Origin of the sequence: Collinsella sp. TF08-11AT (assembly GCF_003437035.1) — a bacterium.
Taxonomy (GTDB): Bacteria; Actinomycetota; Coriobacteriia; order Coriobacteriales; family Coriobacteriaceae; genus Collinsella.
In genome coordinates, this window is the sequence record NZ_QSRL01000015.1 from 1 (window position 1) to 19,473 (window position 19,473).

Annotated in this window: 13 protein-coding genes and 1 tRNA gene; 4 read left to right on the plus strand and 10 right to left on the minus strand. The window is 60.7% G+C overall.

The genetic code is table 11. The features are described 5' to 3' along the window. Window positions 1-104: 104 nt before the first annotated feature. The 6 genes from DXC79_RS08675 to DXC79_RS08700 all read right to left on the minus strand — a co-directional run bounded on the left by DXC79_RS08675 (window position 105) and on the right by DXC79_RS08700 (window position 8,044). Window positions 105-1,469, minus strand: coding sequence for a PFL family protein (locus DXC79_RS08675; RefSeq protein ID WP_035136908.1), 1,365 nt, complete (start codon window positions 1,467-1,469; stop codon window positions 105-107). Between the two features lie 108 nt (window positions 1,470-1,577). Then, complete coding sequence (locus tag DXC79_RS08680; protein WP_233503091.1) at window positions 1,578-4,145, minus strand: homocysteine S-methyltransferase family protein; 2,568 nt, start codon at window positions 4,143-4,145, stop codon at window positions 1,578-1,580. After that, entirely contained in the window at window positions 4,135-5,148 is a 1,014-nt protein-coding gene (locus tag DXC79_RS08685) for a DUF4928 family protein (RefSeq protein WP_117635904.1), read from the minus strand. The genes DXC79_RS08680 and DXC79_RS08685 overlap by 11 nt, the downstream gene beginning before the upstream one ends. After that, window positions 5,111-6,271 (minus strand): DNA cytosine methyltransferase, encoded by a 1,161-nt coding sequence (locus tag DXC79_RS08690; RefSeq protein WP_117635905.1) that lies wholly within the window; start codon window positions 6,269-6,271, stop codon window positions 5,111-5,113. The genes DXC79_RS08685 and DXC79_RS08690 overlap by 38 nt, the downstream gene beginning before the upstream one ends. A gap of 109 nt (window positions 6,272-6,380) precedes the next feature. Continuing rightward, a complete protein-coding gene (locus DXC79_RS08695) occupies window positions 6,381-7,172 on the minus strand; it encodes a hypothetical protein (protein WP_117635906.1) in 792 nt (263 codons plus the stop codon). Beyond that, the gene (locus tag DXC79_RS08700; protein WP_117635907.1) at window positions 7,172-8,044 is read right to left on the minus strand and encodes a methylenetetrahydrofolate reductase; all 873 of its coding nucleotides are present in this window, start codon (window positions 8,042-8,044) and stop codon (window positions 7,172-7,174) included. The genes DXC79_RS08695 and DXC79_RS08700 overlap by 1 nt, the downstream gene beginning before the upstream one ends. A gap of 426 nt (window positions 8,045-8,470) precedes the next feature. On the opposite strand from DXC79_RS08700, the gene DXC79_RS08705 reads away from it, so the two are divergent. Then, on the plus strand, window positions 8,471-10,558 hold the full coding sequence (locus tag DXC79_RS08705) for a glutamine synthetase III (RefSeq protein ID WP_117628890.1): 2,088 nt from the start codon (window positions 8,471-8,473) through the stop codon (window positions 10,556-10,558). Between the two features lie 195 nt (window positions 10,559-10,753). On the opposite strand, the gene DXC79_RS08710 is transcribed toward DXC79_RS08705, so the two are convergent. From DXC79_RS08710 to DXC79_RS08730, 4 genes are all read right to left on the minus strand, one after another. Beyond that, window positions 10,754-10,830: transfer RNA gene (locus DXC79_RS08710), tRNA-Glu, on the minus strand. A 100-nt stretch (window positions 10,831-10,930) separates the two neighbouring features. After that, window positions 10,931-13,108: a MurT ligase domain-containing protein gene (locus DXC79_RS10235; protein WP_233503092.1), complete on the minus strand. Its 2,178-nt coding sequence runs from the start codon at window positions 13,106-13,108 to the stop codon at window positions 10,931-10,933. A 45-nt stretch (window positions 13,109-13,153) separates the two neighbouring features. Further along, window positions 13,154-14,197, minus strand: a complete 1,044-nt coding sequence (locus DXC79_RS08725) for a hypothetical protein (protein ID WP_117635908.1) — start codon at window positions 14,195-14,197, stop codon at window positions 13,154-13,156. Beyond that, window positions 14,197-15,273 carry a hypothetical protein gene (locus tag DXC79_RS08730; protein ID WP_089572774.1) on the minus strand — a complete coding sequence of 359 codons (1,077 nt, stop codon included), beginning with the start codon at window positions 15,271-15,273 and terminating at the stop codon, window positions 14,197-14,199. Before DXC79_RS08730 ends, DXC79_RS08725 begins: the two co-directional genes overlap by 1 nt. Window positions 15,274-15,773: 500 nt before the next feature. Here DXC79_RS08730 and DXC79_RS08735 point away from each other — a divergent pair, with 500 nt between their 5' ends. The 3 genes from DXC79_RS08735 (at window position 15,774) to DXC79_RS08745 (ending at window position 19,396) form a co-directional block, all read left to right on the plus strand. Beyond that, the gene (locus DXC79_RS08735) at window positions 15,774-16,997 is read left to right on the plus strand and encodes an iron-containing alcohol dehydrogenase (RefSeq protein WP_089572776.1); all 1,224 of its coding nucleotides are present in this window, start codon (window positions 15,774-15,776) and stop codon (window positions 16,995-16,997) included. A gap of 83 nt (window positions 16,998-17,080) precedes the next feature. Beyond that, window positions 17,081-18,181, plus strand: coding sequence for a glycerol dehydrogenase (locus tag DXC79_RS08740; protein WP_117635909.1), 1,101 nt, complete (start codon window positions 17,081-17,083; stop codon window positions 18,179-18,181). Between the two features lie 147 nt (window positions 18,182-18,328). Continuing rightward, window positions 18,329-19,396 (plus strand): glycerol dehydrogenase, encoded by a 1,068-nt coding sequence (locus DXC79_RS08745; protein ID WP_117635910.1) that lies wholly within the window; start codon window positions 18,329-18,331, stop codon window positions 19,394-19,396. Window positions 19,397-19,473 lie beyond the last annotated feature (77 nt).

Consider the following 19,473-nt stretch of genomic DNA (forward strand, 5'->3'; position numbering starts at 1 on the left):
CGGAGAGCACTTAATGTGCTCTCCGTGCGAGTCAGGACTGTCCGAGCAGGCGACCTTATATGTCTGCCGCCCGGCGGCGGGGCTCCTCGCCTCGTATCCCTAGGCTAGTTCTTCAGCGAGTTCAGCGGCGCCGGGAAGCGTCCACCGCGATGGGCAAGCACGGTGCCGGCGTTGGGGTTCACCGGCATGATGGGTGCACGGCCGAACAGGCCGCCGTACTCGACGCAGTCACCCACGCCCTTGCCGATGGCGGGAATCACGCGGACGGCCGTGGTCTTGTTGTTGATGACGCCGATGGCCATCTCGTCGGCGATGATGCCGGCGATGGTCTCGACCGGGGTGTCGCCGGGGATGGCGATCATGTCCAGGCCGACGGAGCACACGCAGGTCATGGCCTCGAGCTTCTCGAGCGAAAGCGCACCGGCTTCGACGGCGGCGATCATGCCGGCGTCCTCGGACACGGGGATGAAAGCGCCGGAGAGACCGCCCACGCTGGAGCTGGCCATGACGCCGCCCTTCTTGACGGCATCGTTGAGCATGGCGAGCGCGCAGGTCGTGCCCGGGCCACCGCAGGTGCCCACGCCGATGATCTCGAGGATGCGCGCGACGGAGTCGCCGATGGCAGGCGTGGGAGCCAGCGACAGGTCGACGATGCCCTTCTCGACACCCAGGCGATGGGCGGCCTCGCGGCTCATGAGCTCGCCGGCACGGGTGATCTTAAAGGCGGTCTGCTTAATCTTTTCGGCGACTTCCATCATCGATGCGGAATCGGGCAGCGTCTCCAGGGCTGCGGCCATAACGCCGGGGCCCGAGACGCCTACGTTGATGACGGCGTCGGCCTCGCCACCGCCGTGGACGGCGCCCGCCATAAACGGGGAGTCCTCGACCATGTTGGCAAAGCAGACAAACTTGGAAGCGCCGACGGAATCCTGGTCGGCCGTGAGTTTAGCGGCATCGATGATGGTCTGGGCGGCCATAAGCACGGCGTCCATGTTGATGCCGGCGCGCAGGCTGGCGACGTTGACACTGGAGCAGACACGGCTCGTGGTGGCGAGCGCCTGGGGGATGGACTGGATGACGCGGCGGTCGGCGTCGCCGATGCCCTTCTGGACGAGTGCGGAGAAGCCGCCCAGGTAATCGATGCCGAGCGTCTCGGCCGCGCGGTCGAGGGCATGCGCGATGGGGGTGAGGTCCTCATCCTTGCAGCACGCGGCGATCTGCGCCACCGGGGTGACGGAAACGCGCTTGTTGACAATGGGGATACCGTACTCGCGCTCGAGGTTCTCGGCGGTCTCGACCAGATGCTCAGCCGTGTGCGTCACATGGTCGTAGATCTTCGTGCACATGCGGTCGAGGTTCTCGTCACCGCAACCCATGAGCGAAACACCCATGGTGATGGTCCTGATGTCGAGGTTCTGTTCCTCAACCATGCCGCGGGTTTCCGCGATTTCTGCGGGCGTGATCGCCATCCTTGCGCTCCTATCTGCCAAAACGAGCATAGTCTTATCTATTCTAACGTGCCGCACGTGCCAAGTGGCGCGTGCGGCACGTTTTGGTGCTCGGTTGTTTCCGTTGTGTTACTTCCCAAAGACCTCTTCGGCGATACGAGCGCTCTCGGCGGCGTCCTTGGCGTAGTAGTCCGCGCCGATTTGCTTGGCGTATTCGGGGGTGAGCACGGCGCCGCCCACGATGATCTTGACGCCCGGAACCTCGGCATGGAGCAACTTGATGGTCTCTTCCATGGCGACGACCGTGGTGGTCATAAGCGCCGAGAGGCCGACGAGCTTGATGTCACGCTCCTGCACGGTCTTGAGCACTTCTTGCGGGTCGACATCGCGGCCTAGGTCAAAGACGGTGTAGCCGTAGTTATCGAGCAGCATCTTGACGATGTTCTTGCCGATATCGTGGATGTCGCCCTTGACGGTGGCCACGCAGATCTTACCCTTGTCGGCAATCTCGCCGGCGGGCATCAGGCGCTTGATGGTGTCGAAGCCCACGCGTGCGGCTTCGGCCGAGGCCATGAGTTGCGGCAAGAAGAACTTGCCCTGGTCAAAGAGGACGCCCACCTCGTCGAGGGCGGGGATAAAGTGGTTGTTGATAAGGTCCATGGCGTCGTGGTCTGCCAGCAGACGCTCGGTCTCGGCAGCGATCTCGCCTTTGCGGCCCGAGACGACCATGCGACGAATCGGGTCGTCGTTGCCGTCGGTGCCGGCGGTGCCGGCAGCGGGCACGGTGTCGGTCGATGCGGCCTGAGCTGCTGCCGGGTTGGCGGCGATCTTATACGGATCGGTCCAGCCGGCATAGCGCTCGATGTATCCGGTCGAGCCCTCGTCCTCAACGCTCAGGACGCGATAGCTGTAGACGGTGTCCATAAAGCGCTTGGAGCCCGGGTTCATGATGGGGGCATCGAGGCCCGCGCCAAAGGCGGCGGCCAAAAAGACCGAGCCCAGCAGCGGGCGGGCAGGCAGACCAAAGCTGATGTTCGACACGCCGAGCGCGCATTTGACGCCCAGGCGCTCCTTGCACAGGGACATGGCGCGCAGGATCTGCTCGGCCTGGCGTTGATTGGTCGAGGCGGTCATGACCAGGCAGTCGATGAGGATACGGTCCGGGCCGATGCCGTAGCGGGCAGCCTCGGCCACGATGCGCTCGGCGATGGCAAAGCGGGCCTCGGCGGTATCGGGGATGCCGCCTTCGTCGAGCGTAAGGCCGACAACGTTGGTGCCGTAGTGGGCGACCAGCGGGAAGATCTCGTCCATGATCTGCTGCTTGCCGTTGACCGAGTTGATGATGGGCTTGCCGGCGTAGCGACGTACGGCGGCCTCGACGGCGGCGGGGTCGGTGGAGTCGATCTGCAGCGGCAGCAGCGTGGAGCCTTGGAGCTGCTCGGTGGCCTGTTGGATAATCTTGACCTCGTCGATCTCGGGCAGGCCCACGTTGACGTCCAGGATGTCGGCGCCCTGCTCCTGCTGGCTGATGCCCTGGCTCACCACGTAGTCCAGGTCACCGTCGCGCAGGGCCTGCTGCAGGCGCTTTTTGCCGGTGGGGTTGATGCGCTCGCCGATGACGGCGATCTTGTGGCCGTCGCAGGGGAGGTCCACCACGGTCTGGGCGCTTGTGACCGACATGCTGGGCTTGCGGTGGCGCGGACTGGGCGTGTGGTTATCGATAAGCGTGCGCAGCGCTGCCATGTGCGCCGGCGTGGTGCCGCAGCAGCCGCCCACGACGCTTACGCCGTCCTCAATCATACCGGCGACGGCCACGGCGTACTCGGGCGCCTGGATATCAAAGACGGTGTTGCCGTCGTCGTCCACGTGGGGCAGTCCTGCGTTGGCCTGCACCATAACGGGCTTGTCCGTAACGGTGAGCATGCGAGCGGCGAGTCCTCGGAGCTCGGCCGGTCCCTGGCTGCAGTTGATGCCCAAAACGTCGGCGCCGATGGCATCGAGCGTGATGGCGGCAACCTCGGGACTCGTGCCCAGGAAGGTGCGACCGTCTTCCTCAAAGGTCATGGTGGCAAAGACGGGCAGGTCGGAGTTCTCGCGGCAGGCGAGGACGGCCGCCTTGATCTCGGCCAGGTCGGTCATAGTCTCGATAATAAAGAGGTCCACGCCCGCGGCGACGCCGGCGCGCACTTCCTCGGCAAAGAGGTCGTAGGCCTCGTCGAAGCTGAGGGTACCCAAGGGGCGAAGCAGCGCGCCGATGGGGCCGATATCGCCGGCGACGTAGTGGGCGCCGGCCGCGCGGGCGCAGGCGACAGCGGCGGCAAAGACATCTGCCACGGTGGCGGTACCGTCGAGCTTGTGGGCGTTGGCGCCAAAGGTGTTGGCGGTGATCACGTCGCAGCCGGCTTCGACGTACTGACGCTGGATGTCGGTAATGACCTGAGGCTCCTCAAAGTTGAGCAGCTCGGGCAGGGCGCCGGCCTTCATGCCGGCCGCCTGCAGCATGGTACCCATGCCGCCGTCGAACAGCAGGTGTCCCGTGCCCTCGATGGCGGCGCGCAGACGATCGTCCTTAATGCGAAGGTCGTCGATCGTGCGCGTCTTGTATGCAGCTCCGTTGCGGCGCGCAGCATCAACAGGCGCCGCCAGCGCGGCACCGTCCAGATCATGAGTGATAAGTATGTTTGAGCTATTCGCCATGTGCGTCCATTTCGTCTAGAGCCCACTGAGGAATTTCTATTTGAAGGGATTTGTCGGGCTCGATATCTTCGATTCGCTTGTTGTAGTGGGCAAGAAGCCGTGCGACATTTAATCGAATTAGGCCTCGCTTGTAGAACGATAATTCTTCAATATTGATGCCGATAAACGATTCGAGCGCGATAACCTGTACGCGATTGCCGAGTCCCTCACTTTCGAACAGTCCGTAAGCGAAGGAAACTTTATCGTGGGGGACAACGACGATGGGCCGAATGCCATTTCGAATGTTATCTCGGCATCGATCGGTCAATTTGGCCATTGGCGATACAGTCACGTGAAATGCAGCATCATTGATTTGGAAATCGCCAGAACGGTCTGTTTGCTGGTCGGCAGCGTTTGAGTTGTCCTTTCCGATTTCTATGGTTGGAAATAACATCTCTAGTTTTGCGCCTACCAGGTGCTGTGCGACGGTACCCGTTGGCTTATCGGACCGTAGGCTTGCTTCGGCTAGGATATCATCGACAATGACAGAAATTGGTTTTTGAAGATCGATTTCGACTTTGATTCTCTGCCGGTTAAAGAAATCGACCTGGATTCGCTCGACGAAGAAATTGGCGATTGCATTCGCAGCTTCAAGACGAGCGTCTTCGCAAGTGTCACTGGGTAGGGCAGAGTTGATAATTGTGGCAAGCTCAAGCGCCATCGGGAGTGTGCCGCGTGAGGTTCTGCCGCCCTCTGATGCGAAGGCACGCGTTTCCCCATGTCTGGCTAAAACTGTTTTGATGCATGCTCCACTTAGGCCTCGTACTTGGCTCCCCTTGTCCGATTGCACATAATCGTCGGTGAGCGGAAAACGGTTTTGCAACAGCTCGCTTATGCCTATGCCAACCGCCATGACGTTACGGTTGACATTGCCTCGCTTGCTGCGTTTGGATTCGTACCAGAGTTCAATGGCATCCAAGATATCTTTATCGGGCTCGTTCAAGGAGCAATTGGTCATTTCCATTATTGTTCACTCCGTTCCTTGAAGACATAAGCGCTGGTTTGACTGCATTTTTTATAAGCCAAGTGACAACTGGCACGGCAACTGCATCGCCGAATGCGTAGCGAATCTGAGCATCCGAGAAGCCGCTAAACTGACATGAGTCAGCACCTTGGAGACGGGCATATTCGGTTCCAGTCATCCAGCGAACTTCTATCTTTCCGTTTTCGCATATAACGACTGCCTGTCTTGATGAGCCGCCGCGAGCCGTTCTTAGACATCCGGCAATTTCTTCTTCACGGATTTCCCAGCGCACAACGCCTGATCGCGTGCGACGGTAAGCAGTGCGAACAGTTTTTTCTTTGGCATTTAAGAAGCGCTGAAGGCGCTCTGCTTGATGCGGTGCAAGCGAGTCGATAAATGCTTGTACTTGGTTTTTGTTCCACCAACGCTTGTCGCCCTCGGGAATATCTTCAACAACCGTTGCAAGGCCCGTCATGCGAAGTGGGCTCGGCTCGTTTAGGTGAGAGACGTGCGTAATGAGTGAAGGGTCGGAGTGAATCCAGGAGACCTTTTCAGGTCGAAGCGAGGAATCGAGTCGGCTGTTGGGAAGAGGGTCTTTTAATCCGACGACAAACATGCGGGGGCGTGACTGGGGAAGCCAGTGCCGTGCATCGATAAAATAAGCGTCGCATGAATAGCCTAAACGATTAAATTCCTGGCAAACGAGTCTAAAGTCATCACTGTTATTAGACGTGGCAAGGCCGATGACGTTTTCGAGAACAAGTGCCCGCGGGGCACGATCGCTCATTCCTTCGATGGCCTTAATAAAGCCAAAGAACGCACTGGACTCTTTGCCAGAGATAAGTCCCTCCCTGTTTCCCGCGAGAGATAAGTTTGTGCAAGGGCTTGACGCCCATGCGATGTCGGCTTGGGGTATTAGGTCGGGGTCGAGTGTGTGGACATCCTGCTCGACTAGATGCTCATCGCCCCAGCACTGGCTGTACATGGCGCATTTAGTACGGTCTATGTCATTTGCCCAGATTGTTTTGATTCCGGCTTTTGCCATGCCGGCACGAGCCAAGCCAATGCCTGAAAAAAACTCAAGCGCGGTTAGTTGTGGCGAGAACTGCAGAATGTTGTGCATGTACTGGCTTTCAGATAGTTGTTATTTGGCATCTTATGGTACTTGTTTGTGAGGACATCCGCTTACTTACGGATGAGATTCCCTCGATACCGTGCCATCAATTGACATTTTATTCAGAATGCGAATAGCAGGTGGTGTGGGCGGCGCGGAAGCGGCAGTGCTCGCGCATGCGGCAGATAGTGCAGGTGGGGCGGCTCTGGGCGTCGTGGACCTCGCCGTCGAACAGACCGATCACCGCGGTCACGCTCTTGGTGGGCATGAGCAGGTTGGTGGGTGTGACGGTAAGCCCGATGAGCCGCGTGGCGTTGAGCGCAGCCACGATTGAGCGCTGGGCCGTAAGCGGGCAGTCGCCATAGCCGGGGCTGAAGCGCCAGTTGCCGGTGAGCCCGTGTACAGCGGCCGCGGCCTTGACTTGCTGGTCCATCTGCTCGACGGCGGCCTCCACATAGGCGGAGCACGCGGCATCGAGCACGGCTCCCTCTAGGGGCTGCTGGGCTCCCGTGGTGCGCAGGCGACGCTCGGCGTCCATGCCGAGGGTGCATGCCATGAGTGCGGCAAAGCGGGCGTCTTTGAGATGGCGATAGATATCGCGACCTTGCAACTCAACGTTGGTGCCAACCAGACGGATGCAAGGCTCTCCCTGCTCGTCCACGCCCGTGGCATCGATGGCAAATACGCGGCGCACGCCACGGGGCTCAATGTCCAGCTCAAGGTGCTCGACCACAAGCTCAATACGCTGCGACAGCTCGGGCTCAATCTGCTGGCCGCCGTAACCCAGATACCGCAGCATCTCGGCACGGTCGACACGGGGATGGTGCGCAGCATCGACACGGTAAAGCGCCGGCGACGCAAGGTCGGCCGGCACTTCGACAGTGGTTGTATCGATGTGCGGTTTTTCCATTACCCCAGGCGCTCCATAATGGTCGCGGCGATCGCAGGACGATTCATAGTGTACAGGTGCAGGCCGGCGGCGCCGTGCTCCTTGAGGTCGCAAAGCTGACGGGCGGCATAATCTACACCGGCTGCCTGCAGGCTCTCGGGGTCGTTCTCGTACTTGGCGAGAATCTTGATGACGGGGGAGGGCAGCGACGCACCGCACATAAAGACCATGCGGCTGATTTGCGACTTGCCCATAAACGGCATGATGCCCGCGGTAATCGGCACGGTGATGCCCGCCTTGTCCGCAAGCTCGCGAAAACGGTAGAAGCACTCGTTATCAAAAAAGAGCTGCGTCACGAAGAAGCTCGCACCGGCATCCTGTTTTTGCTTGAGGTATTCGACCGAAGCGTTGAGGTCCTCGCAGGCAATGTGGCCCTCGGGGTAGGCTGCGGCACCCACACAAAAGCCGGCGTCGACGAGCTCGGGGATGAGGTCGCGGGCGTAGGCGTAGTCGGAGGCGGGCTTGTCGTCCTCGGTCGCGCCAGCGGGCAGATCACCGCGCAGGGCCAGGATGTTTTCTACGCCGGCGGAGCGGTATTCGTCGATCTTGGCGGCGATATCGGCGTGCGAGCGGCCCACGCAGGTGAGGTGCGCCACCGAGGGCGTATTGAATTCGCTCGTAATCATATGCGCGATGGGGGCGGTGGTGGCGCCATTGCCCGAGCCGCCGGCAGAGCAGGTGACCGAGACAAAGCTCGGCGAAAGCTTGCACAGATTGCCTGCCACCTCGCGAGCCGTGTTGAGGGTAAGCTCGCCCTTGGGCGGGAACATCTCAAACGAAACGGGTGCGGTGCCCTGGGATGCTGCCTGCTTAAAAACCTCGTCGACGCGCATATCGTGCTCCTTTAGATACGTAATAGTGTGATGTGTTGTAAGGATTCTACAGCACCACTGTGTCACGGTGGAGTTTCACTCGCTATTCGGGGATACCAATCAAAGATGCCTTGCTATCGACATTCCCTATAGCAGAGCGGTCAATCTAGGATGGGGCTATAAAGACTGGTATCTGATGCGAAATACCAGTTAATAGAGCCCCATCCCAAATTGACTACCCTTAAACCATGGGGAGAGGTCTGCAATTTATACAGTTGATTGGCTGTTGAGGGCGGCAACGCCGCCGCGATGCGGTAACCTCATTGATTGGTTTCGTGACAGCAACATAACGGTAATGTTGCGGAAACACGACGAGCCTAATCTATGACTCGTTCGTTAGTAATCAACACCGCTTCTCACGCGGTGCCGATACGAAGGGAGTTCCGTATGGCCGAACTTACTGACCGCTTCGGGACCATGGTGTTCTCTGAGGAAGTCATGAAGGACTACCTCCCCAAGGACATTTGGAAGCGCCTTGCTGCAACCCTCGAGGACGGTGAGCCGCTCGACCTGGATGTGGCCAACGCTGTTGCCCATGCCATGAAGGTCTGGGCCATCTCCAAGGGCGCGACACACTACGCGCACTGGTTCCAGCCGCTTTCGGGCATTACTTCCGAGAAGCACGACAGCTTCCTCGAGCCCAACCACGACGGCACCGCCATTACCAAGTTTACGGGCAAGAACCTCATCCAGGGCGAGCCCGATGCTTCCAGCTTCCCCAACGGCGGCCTGCGCGCCACTTTCGAGGCCCGTGGCTACACCGCTTGGGATCCCACCAGCCCCGCATTCATTAAGGACGATGTCCTGTGCATCCCCACGGCTTTTTGCTCCTACACGGGCGAGGCCCTGGACAAGAAGACCCCGCTGCTGCGCTCCATGACCGCACTCTCGCGTGAGTCCAAGCGCGTTTTGGCGCTGTTTGGTAAGACCCCCAAGAAGGTCGTTCCTTCCGTGGGCGATGAGCAGGAGTACTTCCTGATCAAGAAGGACGCTTACCGCAAGCGCAGGGACCTGGTCATCACCGGGCGCACCCTCTTTGGTGCTGCCCCCTGCAAGGGCCAGGAGCTCGAGGAGCACTACTTTGGCGCTATCCGCCCCACCGTCTCGTCCTATATGAAGGACCTGGACGATGAACTGTGGGCGCTTGGCATTCCTGCCAAGACCAAGCACAACGAGGTCGCTCCCTGCCAGCATGAGCTCGCCCCTGTCTACGGCGAGGTCAACGAGGCCATCGACCAGAATCTGGTCATGATGGAGAAGATGAAGCTCATTGCCTCCCGCCACGACTTGGTCTGCCTGCTGCACGAGAAGCCCTTCGAGGGCATCAACGGTTCGGGCAAGCACAATAACTGGTCGCTTGGCACCGAGTCCGAGAACCTGCTTGACCCGGGCGACACTCCGCTCGATAACCTGCAGTTCATCGTCTTCCTCACCGCGGTGATCGAGGCCGTCGATAACTATCAGGAGCTCTTGCGCGCCTCCGTTGCTTCGGCCGGCAACGATCATCGTCTGGGCGCCAACGAGGCTCCTCCGGCGATTATGTCCATCTTCCTGGGCGACCAGCTTACCGAGGTCGTCGAGAAGATCATCGATGGCAAGGCTTCCGTCCATGCCACGCGCGGCGTGCTCGACCTGGGCGCCGATACCCTGCCCAAGCTGATGCAGGACAACACCGACCGCAACCGCACCTCCCCGTTCGCCTTCACCGGCAACAAGTTCGAGTTCCGTGCCTGCGGCTCCGAGCAGAACGTCTCCGACTCCAACCTGGTGCTCGATGCCGCCGTGGCCAAGTCGCTCAAGTCCTTCGCCGACGCACTCGAGGGTACGCCCGAGGATAAGTTCCAGGACGCCGCGCTCGAGTACTGCAAGAAGGTGCTGACCGATCACCAGCGCATCCTGTTCTCCGGCGACGGTTACTCCGACGAGTGGCCCATCGAGGCCGAGAAGCGCGGCCTTGCCAACAACAAGACCACGGCCGACGCTCTTCCCGCCTTTGTTTCCGATAAGGCTATCGCGCTCTTTGAGGAGACGGGCGTCCTGACCAAGGCCGAGGCTCAGTGCCGCTATGACTGCAAGCTCGAGAAGTACAACAAGCTCATGAACATCGAGGCCACCACGATGGTTCGCGAGGCGCGTCGTACCTATCGTCCGGTCATTACCGCCTATGCCACCAAGGTCGCTAAGGGCCTTGAGACTATTCGTGCCGCCGGTGCTGAGGCCGCCATGCAGTGCGAGCAGAACACGCTCAACAAGCTCTGCAACGGCATCACCGCCATCAACGACTCCATCAAGGCGCTCGACGCCGTACATCAGAAGGCCGAGGCTCTCGATGGCCAGGAGCAGGCCAACGTGTACGCGCACGAGGTCGTTCCTGCTATGGATACGCTGCGCGCCGCCGTGGATGCCATGGAGGAGATCGTGGCAGCCGACTACTGGCCGGTTCCGACCTACGACGACATCCTGTTCTACGTGTAGGGCGTAACTGACATATCGTCACGGTATTGAGCCGGGGTCCGCATCGCGCGGGCCCCGGCTATTTGTTTGCGAAGGACGCTTTGGAGTCCGTTTTGCCGCCGATTTGCCGGGATCCGCACCCTGTCGGGTTCGAATCCCGGCATATCGGTAGCAAAAAGCCCGCTACCGAATTGGTAACGGGCTTCTCAGATTTTGTGGTGCCCCCAGCGGGATTCGAACCCGCGATATCCACCTTGAAAGGGTGGCGTCCTTGGCCGCTAGACGATGGGGACAGCGGGAAAGAGTATAGCAGACTTTTTTGCCGGCGCGTATATCGTTGGCAAACTGGAAAACCACCACAAAGGTACCTGTCCCCTTTGTGGTGGTGGGGTGCTAGGGGAGGAGCTTCATGGCGGCGTCGTGGGCGGCGCGCTCGTAGGTGTCGTCGAGGGGCTTGAGCGGCAGCAGGGCTGTGGCCTGCGCATCGCCGCGGCGCTCGAGGGCGTGCGCGATCAGCCAGTCGGCGAGTTCGGGGTTTTTGGGCAGCGCCGGCCCGTGCAGGTACGTGCCGATCACGCCCTTGTAGATCAGACCCTCAAAGCCGTCGTCGCCGTTGTTGCCGGTGCCAGTGACGACGGACGTTCCGAGCGGCGTGGCATCGGCGTCCAAAAGCGTGCGGCCGCCGTGGTTCTCGAATCCCACAAAGGGCTCGGGTGACAGGTCGGTCTTGACGGCGACGTTGCCGATCAGGCGGTCGGAGCCGCGTACGGTTTCGGCGGCAATGACGCCCAGGCCCTCGATGCGATCTTCGCCCATATAGTACGAACGGCCGAGCAGCTGATAGCCGCCACAGATAGCAAGCAGTGTGCCGCCGTCCTCAACATAGGCCGCGACCTTGTCTTTTTGAGCGAGCAGTTCGTGTGCCACGGCCAGCTGGTCGCGATCGGAGCCGCCGCCCATCATAACGATGTCGGCGTCGGTCAGGTCGAGCGTCTCGCCCATGTGGACTTCGTCCACACGCACGGGAATGCCGCGCCAGGCGCAGCGGCGTTCGAGCGCGATAACGTTGCCGCCGTCGGCGTAGAGGTTGAGCGCATCGGGATACAGGTAGACGATGCGCAGGGGGCGCGAAAGCTCGACCGGCGCAATATCGGTGGGGACAGCGCTACCATCGGCGCGCGTTACGGCGTGGGAGACAATCGAGCTTGCATCGTCGTCTATAAGCCCGTCGAGCTCCTTGACTAACGGCGGGAAGGCCGTGTAGTTGGCGACGGCGTAGAAGGTGTCATCGGCGGCCTCGTCTGCCACGGCGCCGATCGCCTGCGCGACGTCCGAGATAATCGCGGCATCGATGCCGGCGTACTTGAGGCGTACCTGCATGTCGTGCGCACGCGTGCCTCCGGCAAAGGCGACAAGACCCGGCGTGTCGGCGATGCGCTCGAAGTCGACATCGTAGATCCACGAGACATCGTGGCCGTCGGCATCGTTATCGTTTAGGAAGAAGGCGCAGAGCCTGCCACCTGCCGTTTTAATGGACTGGATCTGGCGATCGAAGCCCACGGGATTCTTGGCCAGGTTGGCCTCGACGGTGCGGCCGGCAATATCCCAGCGGCCCATGCGTCCGCCGGCGGGCACGTAGGCATTAAGCGTGGGCTGCAGGTGCGCCGCGTCCACGCCCAGCTCGTGCGCCGCAAAGAAGGCGGCGGCGACGTTATAGACCATGTACAGGCCGTTGTAGCGCGTGGCGATGTGCACGGCGGGCGCGTTGGCCTCGGGTCCAAAGGTCAGGTCAAAGCCGTAGCCGTCGCAGCCGAGTTCCACGCCCGTCACGCGACGGAGCAGCGCGGGGCGACCCCAGCCGCACGAAGGGCAATGATAGGCGCCCAGCTGTCCGTACTGCACATAGTCGTATTCCAGCGGGGCGTTGCACTGCGAGCAAAAGCGCGAGTCGCTAATGCGGTCGGACTCGGTGCCCGTGGCGCCGTCGATGCCAAAGGCAATACTCGCGTTGGGAACGCGCGCGGCAATCGAGGCGCACAGCGGGTCGTCGGCGTTGTAGATGAGCGTCGTTGCCGGCGAAAGCTCCAACGCGTGGGCGATGACCTCCTGGGTGTGATCGATCTCGCCATAGCGATCTAGCTGGTCACGGAACAGGTTGAGCAGCACGAAGTACGTCGGCTTGAGCTTGGGCAGGACGCGCACAGTGTAGAGCTCATCGCATTCAAAAACGCCTACGCGCTTGCCACTGCTGGTGTGCTTAAGGCCGCCGCGGGCCTCGAGCAGAGCACCCACCACACCAGGCTCCATATTGTTGCCGGCACGGTTGCACACCACGGTAGCACCGCTGGCAGCAACGGCGTCGGCGATGAGGTTGGAGGTGGTGGTCTTGCCATTAGTACCGGTGATCACCACGCTGCGGTCGACAAGGCCGGCGAGGTCGTTCAGCAACTCGGGGTCGATCTTCATGGCGATGCGGCCGGGGAGTACGCCGCCCTGGCGCTTAAGGACGGAGCGCAGCCCCCAGCGGGCGATATCGCTCGAGGTGCAGGCAAGAGATGAGCGGAGGTTCATGAAACCGTTCCTAACGTAAACGACATGGTCGGGTCGAGTGCGTCACTAAAAACCGTAGCGGCGCGCAAATTCCTGGGCAAGCTGCGACACGTCTTCGCAGGCATTGGCCCAGGGGGCAAAGTCGGGAGTGTCCGAGATAATGCCGTCCGCCTCCCAAACGGCCTGGTGCGAAAGATCCCAGGGATCGCGTGGCTCGGGCCGGCAGGGAAGGTACGGTGTCTGGTACATGGGATTCAGCAAGAAGAACGCGCCGCCCTCGCAGCGGTTGGCGAACTCACGTAATGCACGCACCGCTGGACGCATCTTGTTCGTTTTGAACAAGAGGATTGTGCGGGCGAGCAGGTACCAGGGGGAGTTCTCGAGTGCATCGGCTCCCACCTGTTCCTCGAGCTGGTGGGCTAGGGCAAAAAAGCCGTCCTGATCTTCCAAGCGAGCGAGGGCAAGCAATACGGTGCCGGCGGCCCGGGTGGGATAGCCCTCCGTCTTAAGGACACGGCGAGAATAGTTGGCGGCGGCGCGGTAACGAGCGCTCGCCATGCACAGCTGCGAGATGGCCTCGAGTGTGTGAAGCCACCCGATAAGGGCCGGCTCGCTCACGGTAAGGTCCGCTGCGGTGACACCGTCGGCCAAAACATTATTGGCCCAGTAGTGCGGGGCCTCCATATCAAACCCGGGCACGCTTTGCTGCAGGTAATCGGCCGTGGTCACCTCGAGCTTCATCAGGTCGCCCAGGCAGGCGTCAACGGGCGTGTCGGCCAGGATGATGGCGAGCAGCTGCGCGTCGACGGCCAGTGCATCGACGCGGACAATCTTGAGCAGCTCGTCGCGCATGTCGTCGAACAGGCGATTGCGCGTCTGCTCGAACTCCTCGTCGCTGCCCATGTCCTCGATGCGACGGAGCTCGTCGAGCAGGTGGCGATGAACACCGGCATAGGACAGCAGCGCCTGGGCATGCTCGGACTGCGCATACTTTTGGGGATTCGCGCTAATGTCGTTATGGACAAGCTCGCGTGCTGCATCGGTGAGCTCGGGGTGCGATGCCAGATAGGCGCGCTCCAGGTAGGCGGGGATGTAGACGCTCGGATCCATTAGAGGTCTCCTCCCTTAAACGGCAGGCCCTGCTCGGCCGCCCGCAGGATGCGCTCGTCGATCTGGGAACGCACGATATCGTTGGTGGCGACCCAGGCGGCGAAGCTGGCGTTGTCGGGGGCGCCCAAGCCCTCCTGCAGTACCGGCGTCGCCTCGGACAGCGCAAGGACAAGCTCGTCGGTAGAGCCCACACCCACGTTGACGCGGGCATAGACGCCATCGGGAAACTCGGTTTGGAAGTAGAGTGCCTCGGCCGCGTGCGGGCACGAGCGTGCAAGGATGCGCAAGTAGTGCTCGGCACCCTCGTAGTCCAGCTCGCGCCAGGCTGCGCTCATCAGTGCGATGAGCGTCCACGGGTCCAAGTCGCGCTCCGCGTCCTTGGGACGACGACGCAGCGGCGTGTTGGCGAGATAGGGGACGGAGTGGGCGGAGCGAAATCTTTTGAGCTCCTCGGCGGGGTATTCGAGCTTTGCCATGGCGAGCATCGCGGTGTGGCGGACGCCGGCCGGATCGTTGGGGGCAAAGTCGAGGCTGCGGTTTGCAGCTTCGAGCGACATGCGATAGCGTCCGCTAATGAGGGCGCGCGATGCAAGGGCGGCAAGCCAGCGCAGGTAGGGGCGGCGCATAAGGTCGCCCGCGGCCTCGCGCTCATAGGGGTCCTGCGCCGAGGCGATCTTGAACGCCAGGTCATGCTCGACTTCATCGCGCTTGGATACCAGGTACTGTACGTATTCCTCGTTGGAGTCGGCGGTGAGGGCCGTCAGCATGCGCTGGGCATCCCAGTTGGTCGGATCGAGCGCGGCGGCCTCGCGAAGCATGTTCTCGGCAGCGGCCTCTTCCTGCTCGGCTTGGGCATCGTCGGGGATAAAGGGAATGCGGTAGTCGACAGCCTCGACCACCTTGGCAATCAGATGTCCGGCGCGGTCGCGATCATGCACGATGAGCGGCGCGGGGTTGCGGGTGAATTGTTCCATCAGACGCTCTACGGCGGTGCCGTCGGTGAGCGGGATATTGTCGCGGCGCAAGGCCTCAAGAACGAGGCGATGGCAATCCTCTTGAATGGGATCGAATGCCATGGGGCCTCCTTTGCTGCGGTTAGGGTTCAAATGTCTCTATATAAGGTTCTAGTTTACCCGCATGTGGCACACCGGGGGTGTCGCACTTGGACTTGCACCTTTGCACCACGAAGACGGATGTCGTACAAATGTCGGCACCTTGGACGACCGAGTGGTATCACGGTGCCGCAAACGGTCGATTTTTGGCGGCGAACGGTGCATATTTTGGAGGGGCACCGTCCTGCCCAGGATATGTAGTCAACCTTGATAAAACGTTTGCCCAGCTTGGGAGTATGAATGCCGCACAAGGGTCTTCAGGGATAGAAAAAACGTTTCATCATTGGCGGCTTTAGGTGAATAACTGACCAACCAGAACGGTAAAATAGTGTTTGTCTGAGCGTTGAGACGTTTAGACATCGCGCATTGTCATCGCCGGCAACGCGCAAACCGGTCCTAACGGAGCCAATTGGGTGCTCCGTTATATACGCAAGTCTAAGAGGGGCTTGTTTAGGAGGCACAGTATGGGACGTTTTACCAATCCTCGCGATCTGTACTTTGGTGAGGGCGCTCGCCACGAGGTGAAGAACCTCAAGGGCAAGAAGGCCATCATCGTTTCTGGCGGCAGCTCTATGCGCCGCGGCGGGTTCCTGCAGGACGTCGAGAACGACCTTAAGGAAGGCGGTTTCGAGGTCAAGCTGTTCGAGGGCGTCGAGTCCGACCCGTCCATCGAGACGGTCATGAAGGGCGCCGAGGCCATGCGCGAGTTCGAGCCCGACTGGATTATCGCCATCGGTGGCGGCTCGCCCATCGATGCCGCTAAGGCCATGTGGGTCTTCTACGAGTATCCCGAGGAGTCCTTCGATAACATCATCCAGCCGTTCAGCTTCCCGGAGCTGCGTCAGAAGGCTCATTTCTGCGCCATCTCCTCTACCTCCGGCACCGCTACCGAGGTCACCGCGTTCTCCGTCATTACCGACTACGCCAAGGGCATCAAGTACCCGCTGGCCGACTTCAACATCACCCCTGATGTCGCCATCGTCGACCCCGAGCTCACCTACACCATGCCCGCCAAGCTGTGCGCTCACACCGGCATGGATGCTCTGACCCACTGCATGGAGGCCTACGTTTCCACCTGCGCCTCTATGTTCACCGACGCCAACGCCCTGCACGGCATCCGCGAGATCGTCGAGTGGCTGCCCAAGTCCTATGCTGGCGACCATGAGGCCCGTCAGCACATGCACGAGGCTCAGTGCATCGCCGGTATCGCCTTCTCCTCGGGCCTGCTCGGCATCGTTCACTCCATGGCTCACAAGACCGGTGCTGCCTTCGAGAACGGCCACATCATCCACGGTGCCGCTAACGCCATGTACCTGGGCAAGGTTATCCAGTGGAACTCCAAGGACCCGCGTGCTGCTGAGCGTTACGCTTACGTGGCCAAGGAGATCCTGCACCTTCCCGGCGAGACCAACGAGGAGCTCATCGCTGCGCTCGTCCAGAAGATTCGCGACCTCAATGACCAGCTCAACATTCCGCAGTCCATCAAGGATTACGCGAATGGTGGCGTGAAGGTCGACGCCGAGAACCCGCAGATGGTTTCCGAGGAGGAGTTCCTCGCCAAGCTGCCCGAGATCGCTGCGAACGCCGAGACCGACGCCTGCACGCCCGAGAACCCGCGTGAGACCAAGGCTGCCGACTTCGAGAAGATCCTCAAGGCCTGCTACTACGACACCGACATCGATTTCTAATCGACTCTTGTTATCGTAACGAGGGGCTCCGCACGTATCCGTACGGAGCCCCTTTCTTTTTTCTTTTAGAGAATGGGATAGTTATGGCTGCAATTTTCAATAGCCCCAGCAAGTACATCCAGGGTCCGGACGAGCTCGCCAAGCTCGGCTCCTATGTCGAGCCGCTCGGCGCTAAGGCCCTCGTCATCGTGACGCCTTCGGGCAAGAAGCGCGTCGGTGCCAAGATCGAGGGTGGTTTTGCCGAGGCTAAGGCCGAGCTGCTGTTTGAGGACTTTAACGGCGAGTGCTCCAAGAGCGAGGTCGATCGCCTGGTTGCGCTCGCGCGCGACAACGGCTGCGACATCATCGTCGGCGTCGGTGGCGGCAAGATCCTCGACACCGCCAAGGCCGTCGCCTACTACCTGGAGTCCCCGGTCATCATTTGCCCCACCATCGCTTCGACCGATGCCCCGTGCTCGGCGCTCTCCGTGCTCTATACCGATGACGGCCAGTTCGATAAGTACCTGTTCCTTAAGGCGAACCCCAATATCGTTCTTATGGATACGACGGTTATCGCGGCGAGCCCGGTACGCCTGACGGTGGCAGGTATGGGCGATGCGCTCGCAACCTACTTTGAGGCCCAGGCGACTCACGATGCCGACGGTGGCACCTGCGCTGGTGGCAAAGGCGGCATGGCCGGTCTGGCGCTTGCCAAGCTCTGCTACGAGACGCTTATGGCCGATGGCGTCAAGGCCAAGGTCGCGCTGGAGAAGGGTGCGCTCACGCCTGCCGTCGAGCATATCATCGAGGCCAATACGCTGCTTTCGGGCATTGGCTTTGAGAGCTCGGGCCTTGCTGCTGCTCATGCCATCCACAATGGCCTGACGATGCTGCCCGAGTGCCACGGCATGTATCACGGCGAGAAGGTCGCCTTTGGCACCATCGTTCAGCTGGTACTCGAGGATGCTCCGACTGAGAAACTCGAGGAAGTCTTGGGCTTCTGCATTGAGCTGGGCCTGCCGGTCACGATGAAGGAACTTGGCGTTGCCGAGCTTACGCGCGAGCAGGCCATGATTGTTGCCGAGGCCGCCTGCGCGCCCGATGACACCATGTGCAACATGCCGTTTGAGGTGACGCCCGAGATGGTCGCAAACGCCATCCTGGGTGCCGACGCGCTGGGTCACTACTACCTTATGGATGAGTAAATCAAGCTAAGGAAGGGGCAAAGCCAGCAGACGGCTTTGCCCCTTTTTGCTATGGTGCAAACCAACCTGACCCCATCGCACCAAGTTGATGCAAAGGGGTCAGGTTACTTTGCACCAATCGTTGTTTGATGAAGGGCGGATTCTCGTATGGCGCTTCCTATGGTTTATGGCGGTCCCGGCCGGTATGTTCAGGGGCCGGGCGAACTTTCGCGTCAGGGCAGGTATTTGTCATGGTTGGGCTGTGCTGCCTATGTTCTGTTTGACCAGGGCACCGAGGATTGGCTGTGCAGGCAGATCGTCGATGGATTTCTGGACGAAGATCTAAGTGAGCCGTTCTTTAAGATTTACAACGGTCCGTGTACGGAAGATGCCGTTGTAAAAATGGCTAAGGAAGCCCGGGCCGAGTATTGCGACATGGTGGTGGGTATTGGCGGTGGCAAGATGCTCGATATCGCCAAGGCCGTAGCGTTTTATGCCGAGTTGCCGTTGTGCATATGCCCCACGGCGGCCTCGATGGACGGTCCGTGCAGTGCGATTTCGGTGCTGTATCACGAGGATGGGTCGTTCGATCGCTATCTGATGCTCGAGAAGAATCCGGACCTGGTCGTGGTCGATACCAACGTGGTCGCGGCGGCCCCACTGCGTATGACGGTCGCCGGTATGGGCGACGCACTGGCAACGTACTTTGAGGCGCGTTCGTGCGCCGCGGCGCACGGCGCCAACGAGCATGGTGGAACGCCGGGGCACTTGGCCCTGGTCGCGGCACGTGCCTGCTACGACACACTTATGGAGTGTGGTGTCGCTGCTAAGCGCGACCTCAAGAAGGGTCGCATGTCACCAGCGGTTGAGCGCCTGATCGAGTGCAATATTCTGCTTTCGGGCGTTGGCTTTGAGAGCGGTGGCTTGGCGTTGGCGCATGCCATCTCCAATGGCCTGACGATTCTGCCCGAGTGCAAGGCCATGCACGGCGAGGCCGTAGCGTTTGGTCTGGTGGTCCAGCTTCGTCTGGAGCGTGCGCCCGAGCTTGAACAGGTGCTCGAGTTTTGTCAGCGTGTTGGTCTGCCGACGACGCTCGAGGATCTGGGCCTTGGCGAGATTTCCGATGCCGACCTGCAGAGTGTTGCAAATGCGGCCTTTAGAAACGAGCGTAATATGGCCAACGAGCAGGCCAAGGTGACCAAACAAAAGCTCGTGCAGCTCATGTGCGAGGCATAGTTTGGCGCTTGATTGACCTTGTGCAATCGAGGCGGCGATAGGCCATAGGCTATTTGTCCCAAAGGTGCTCCGCGTGT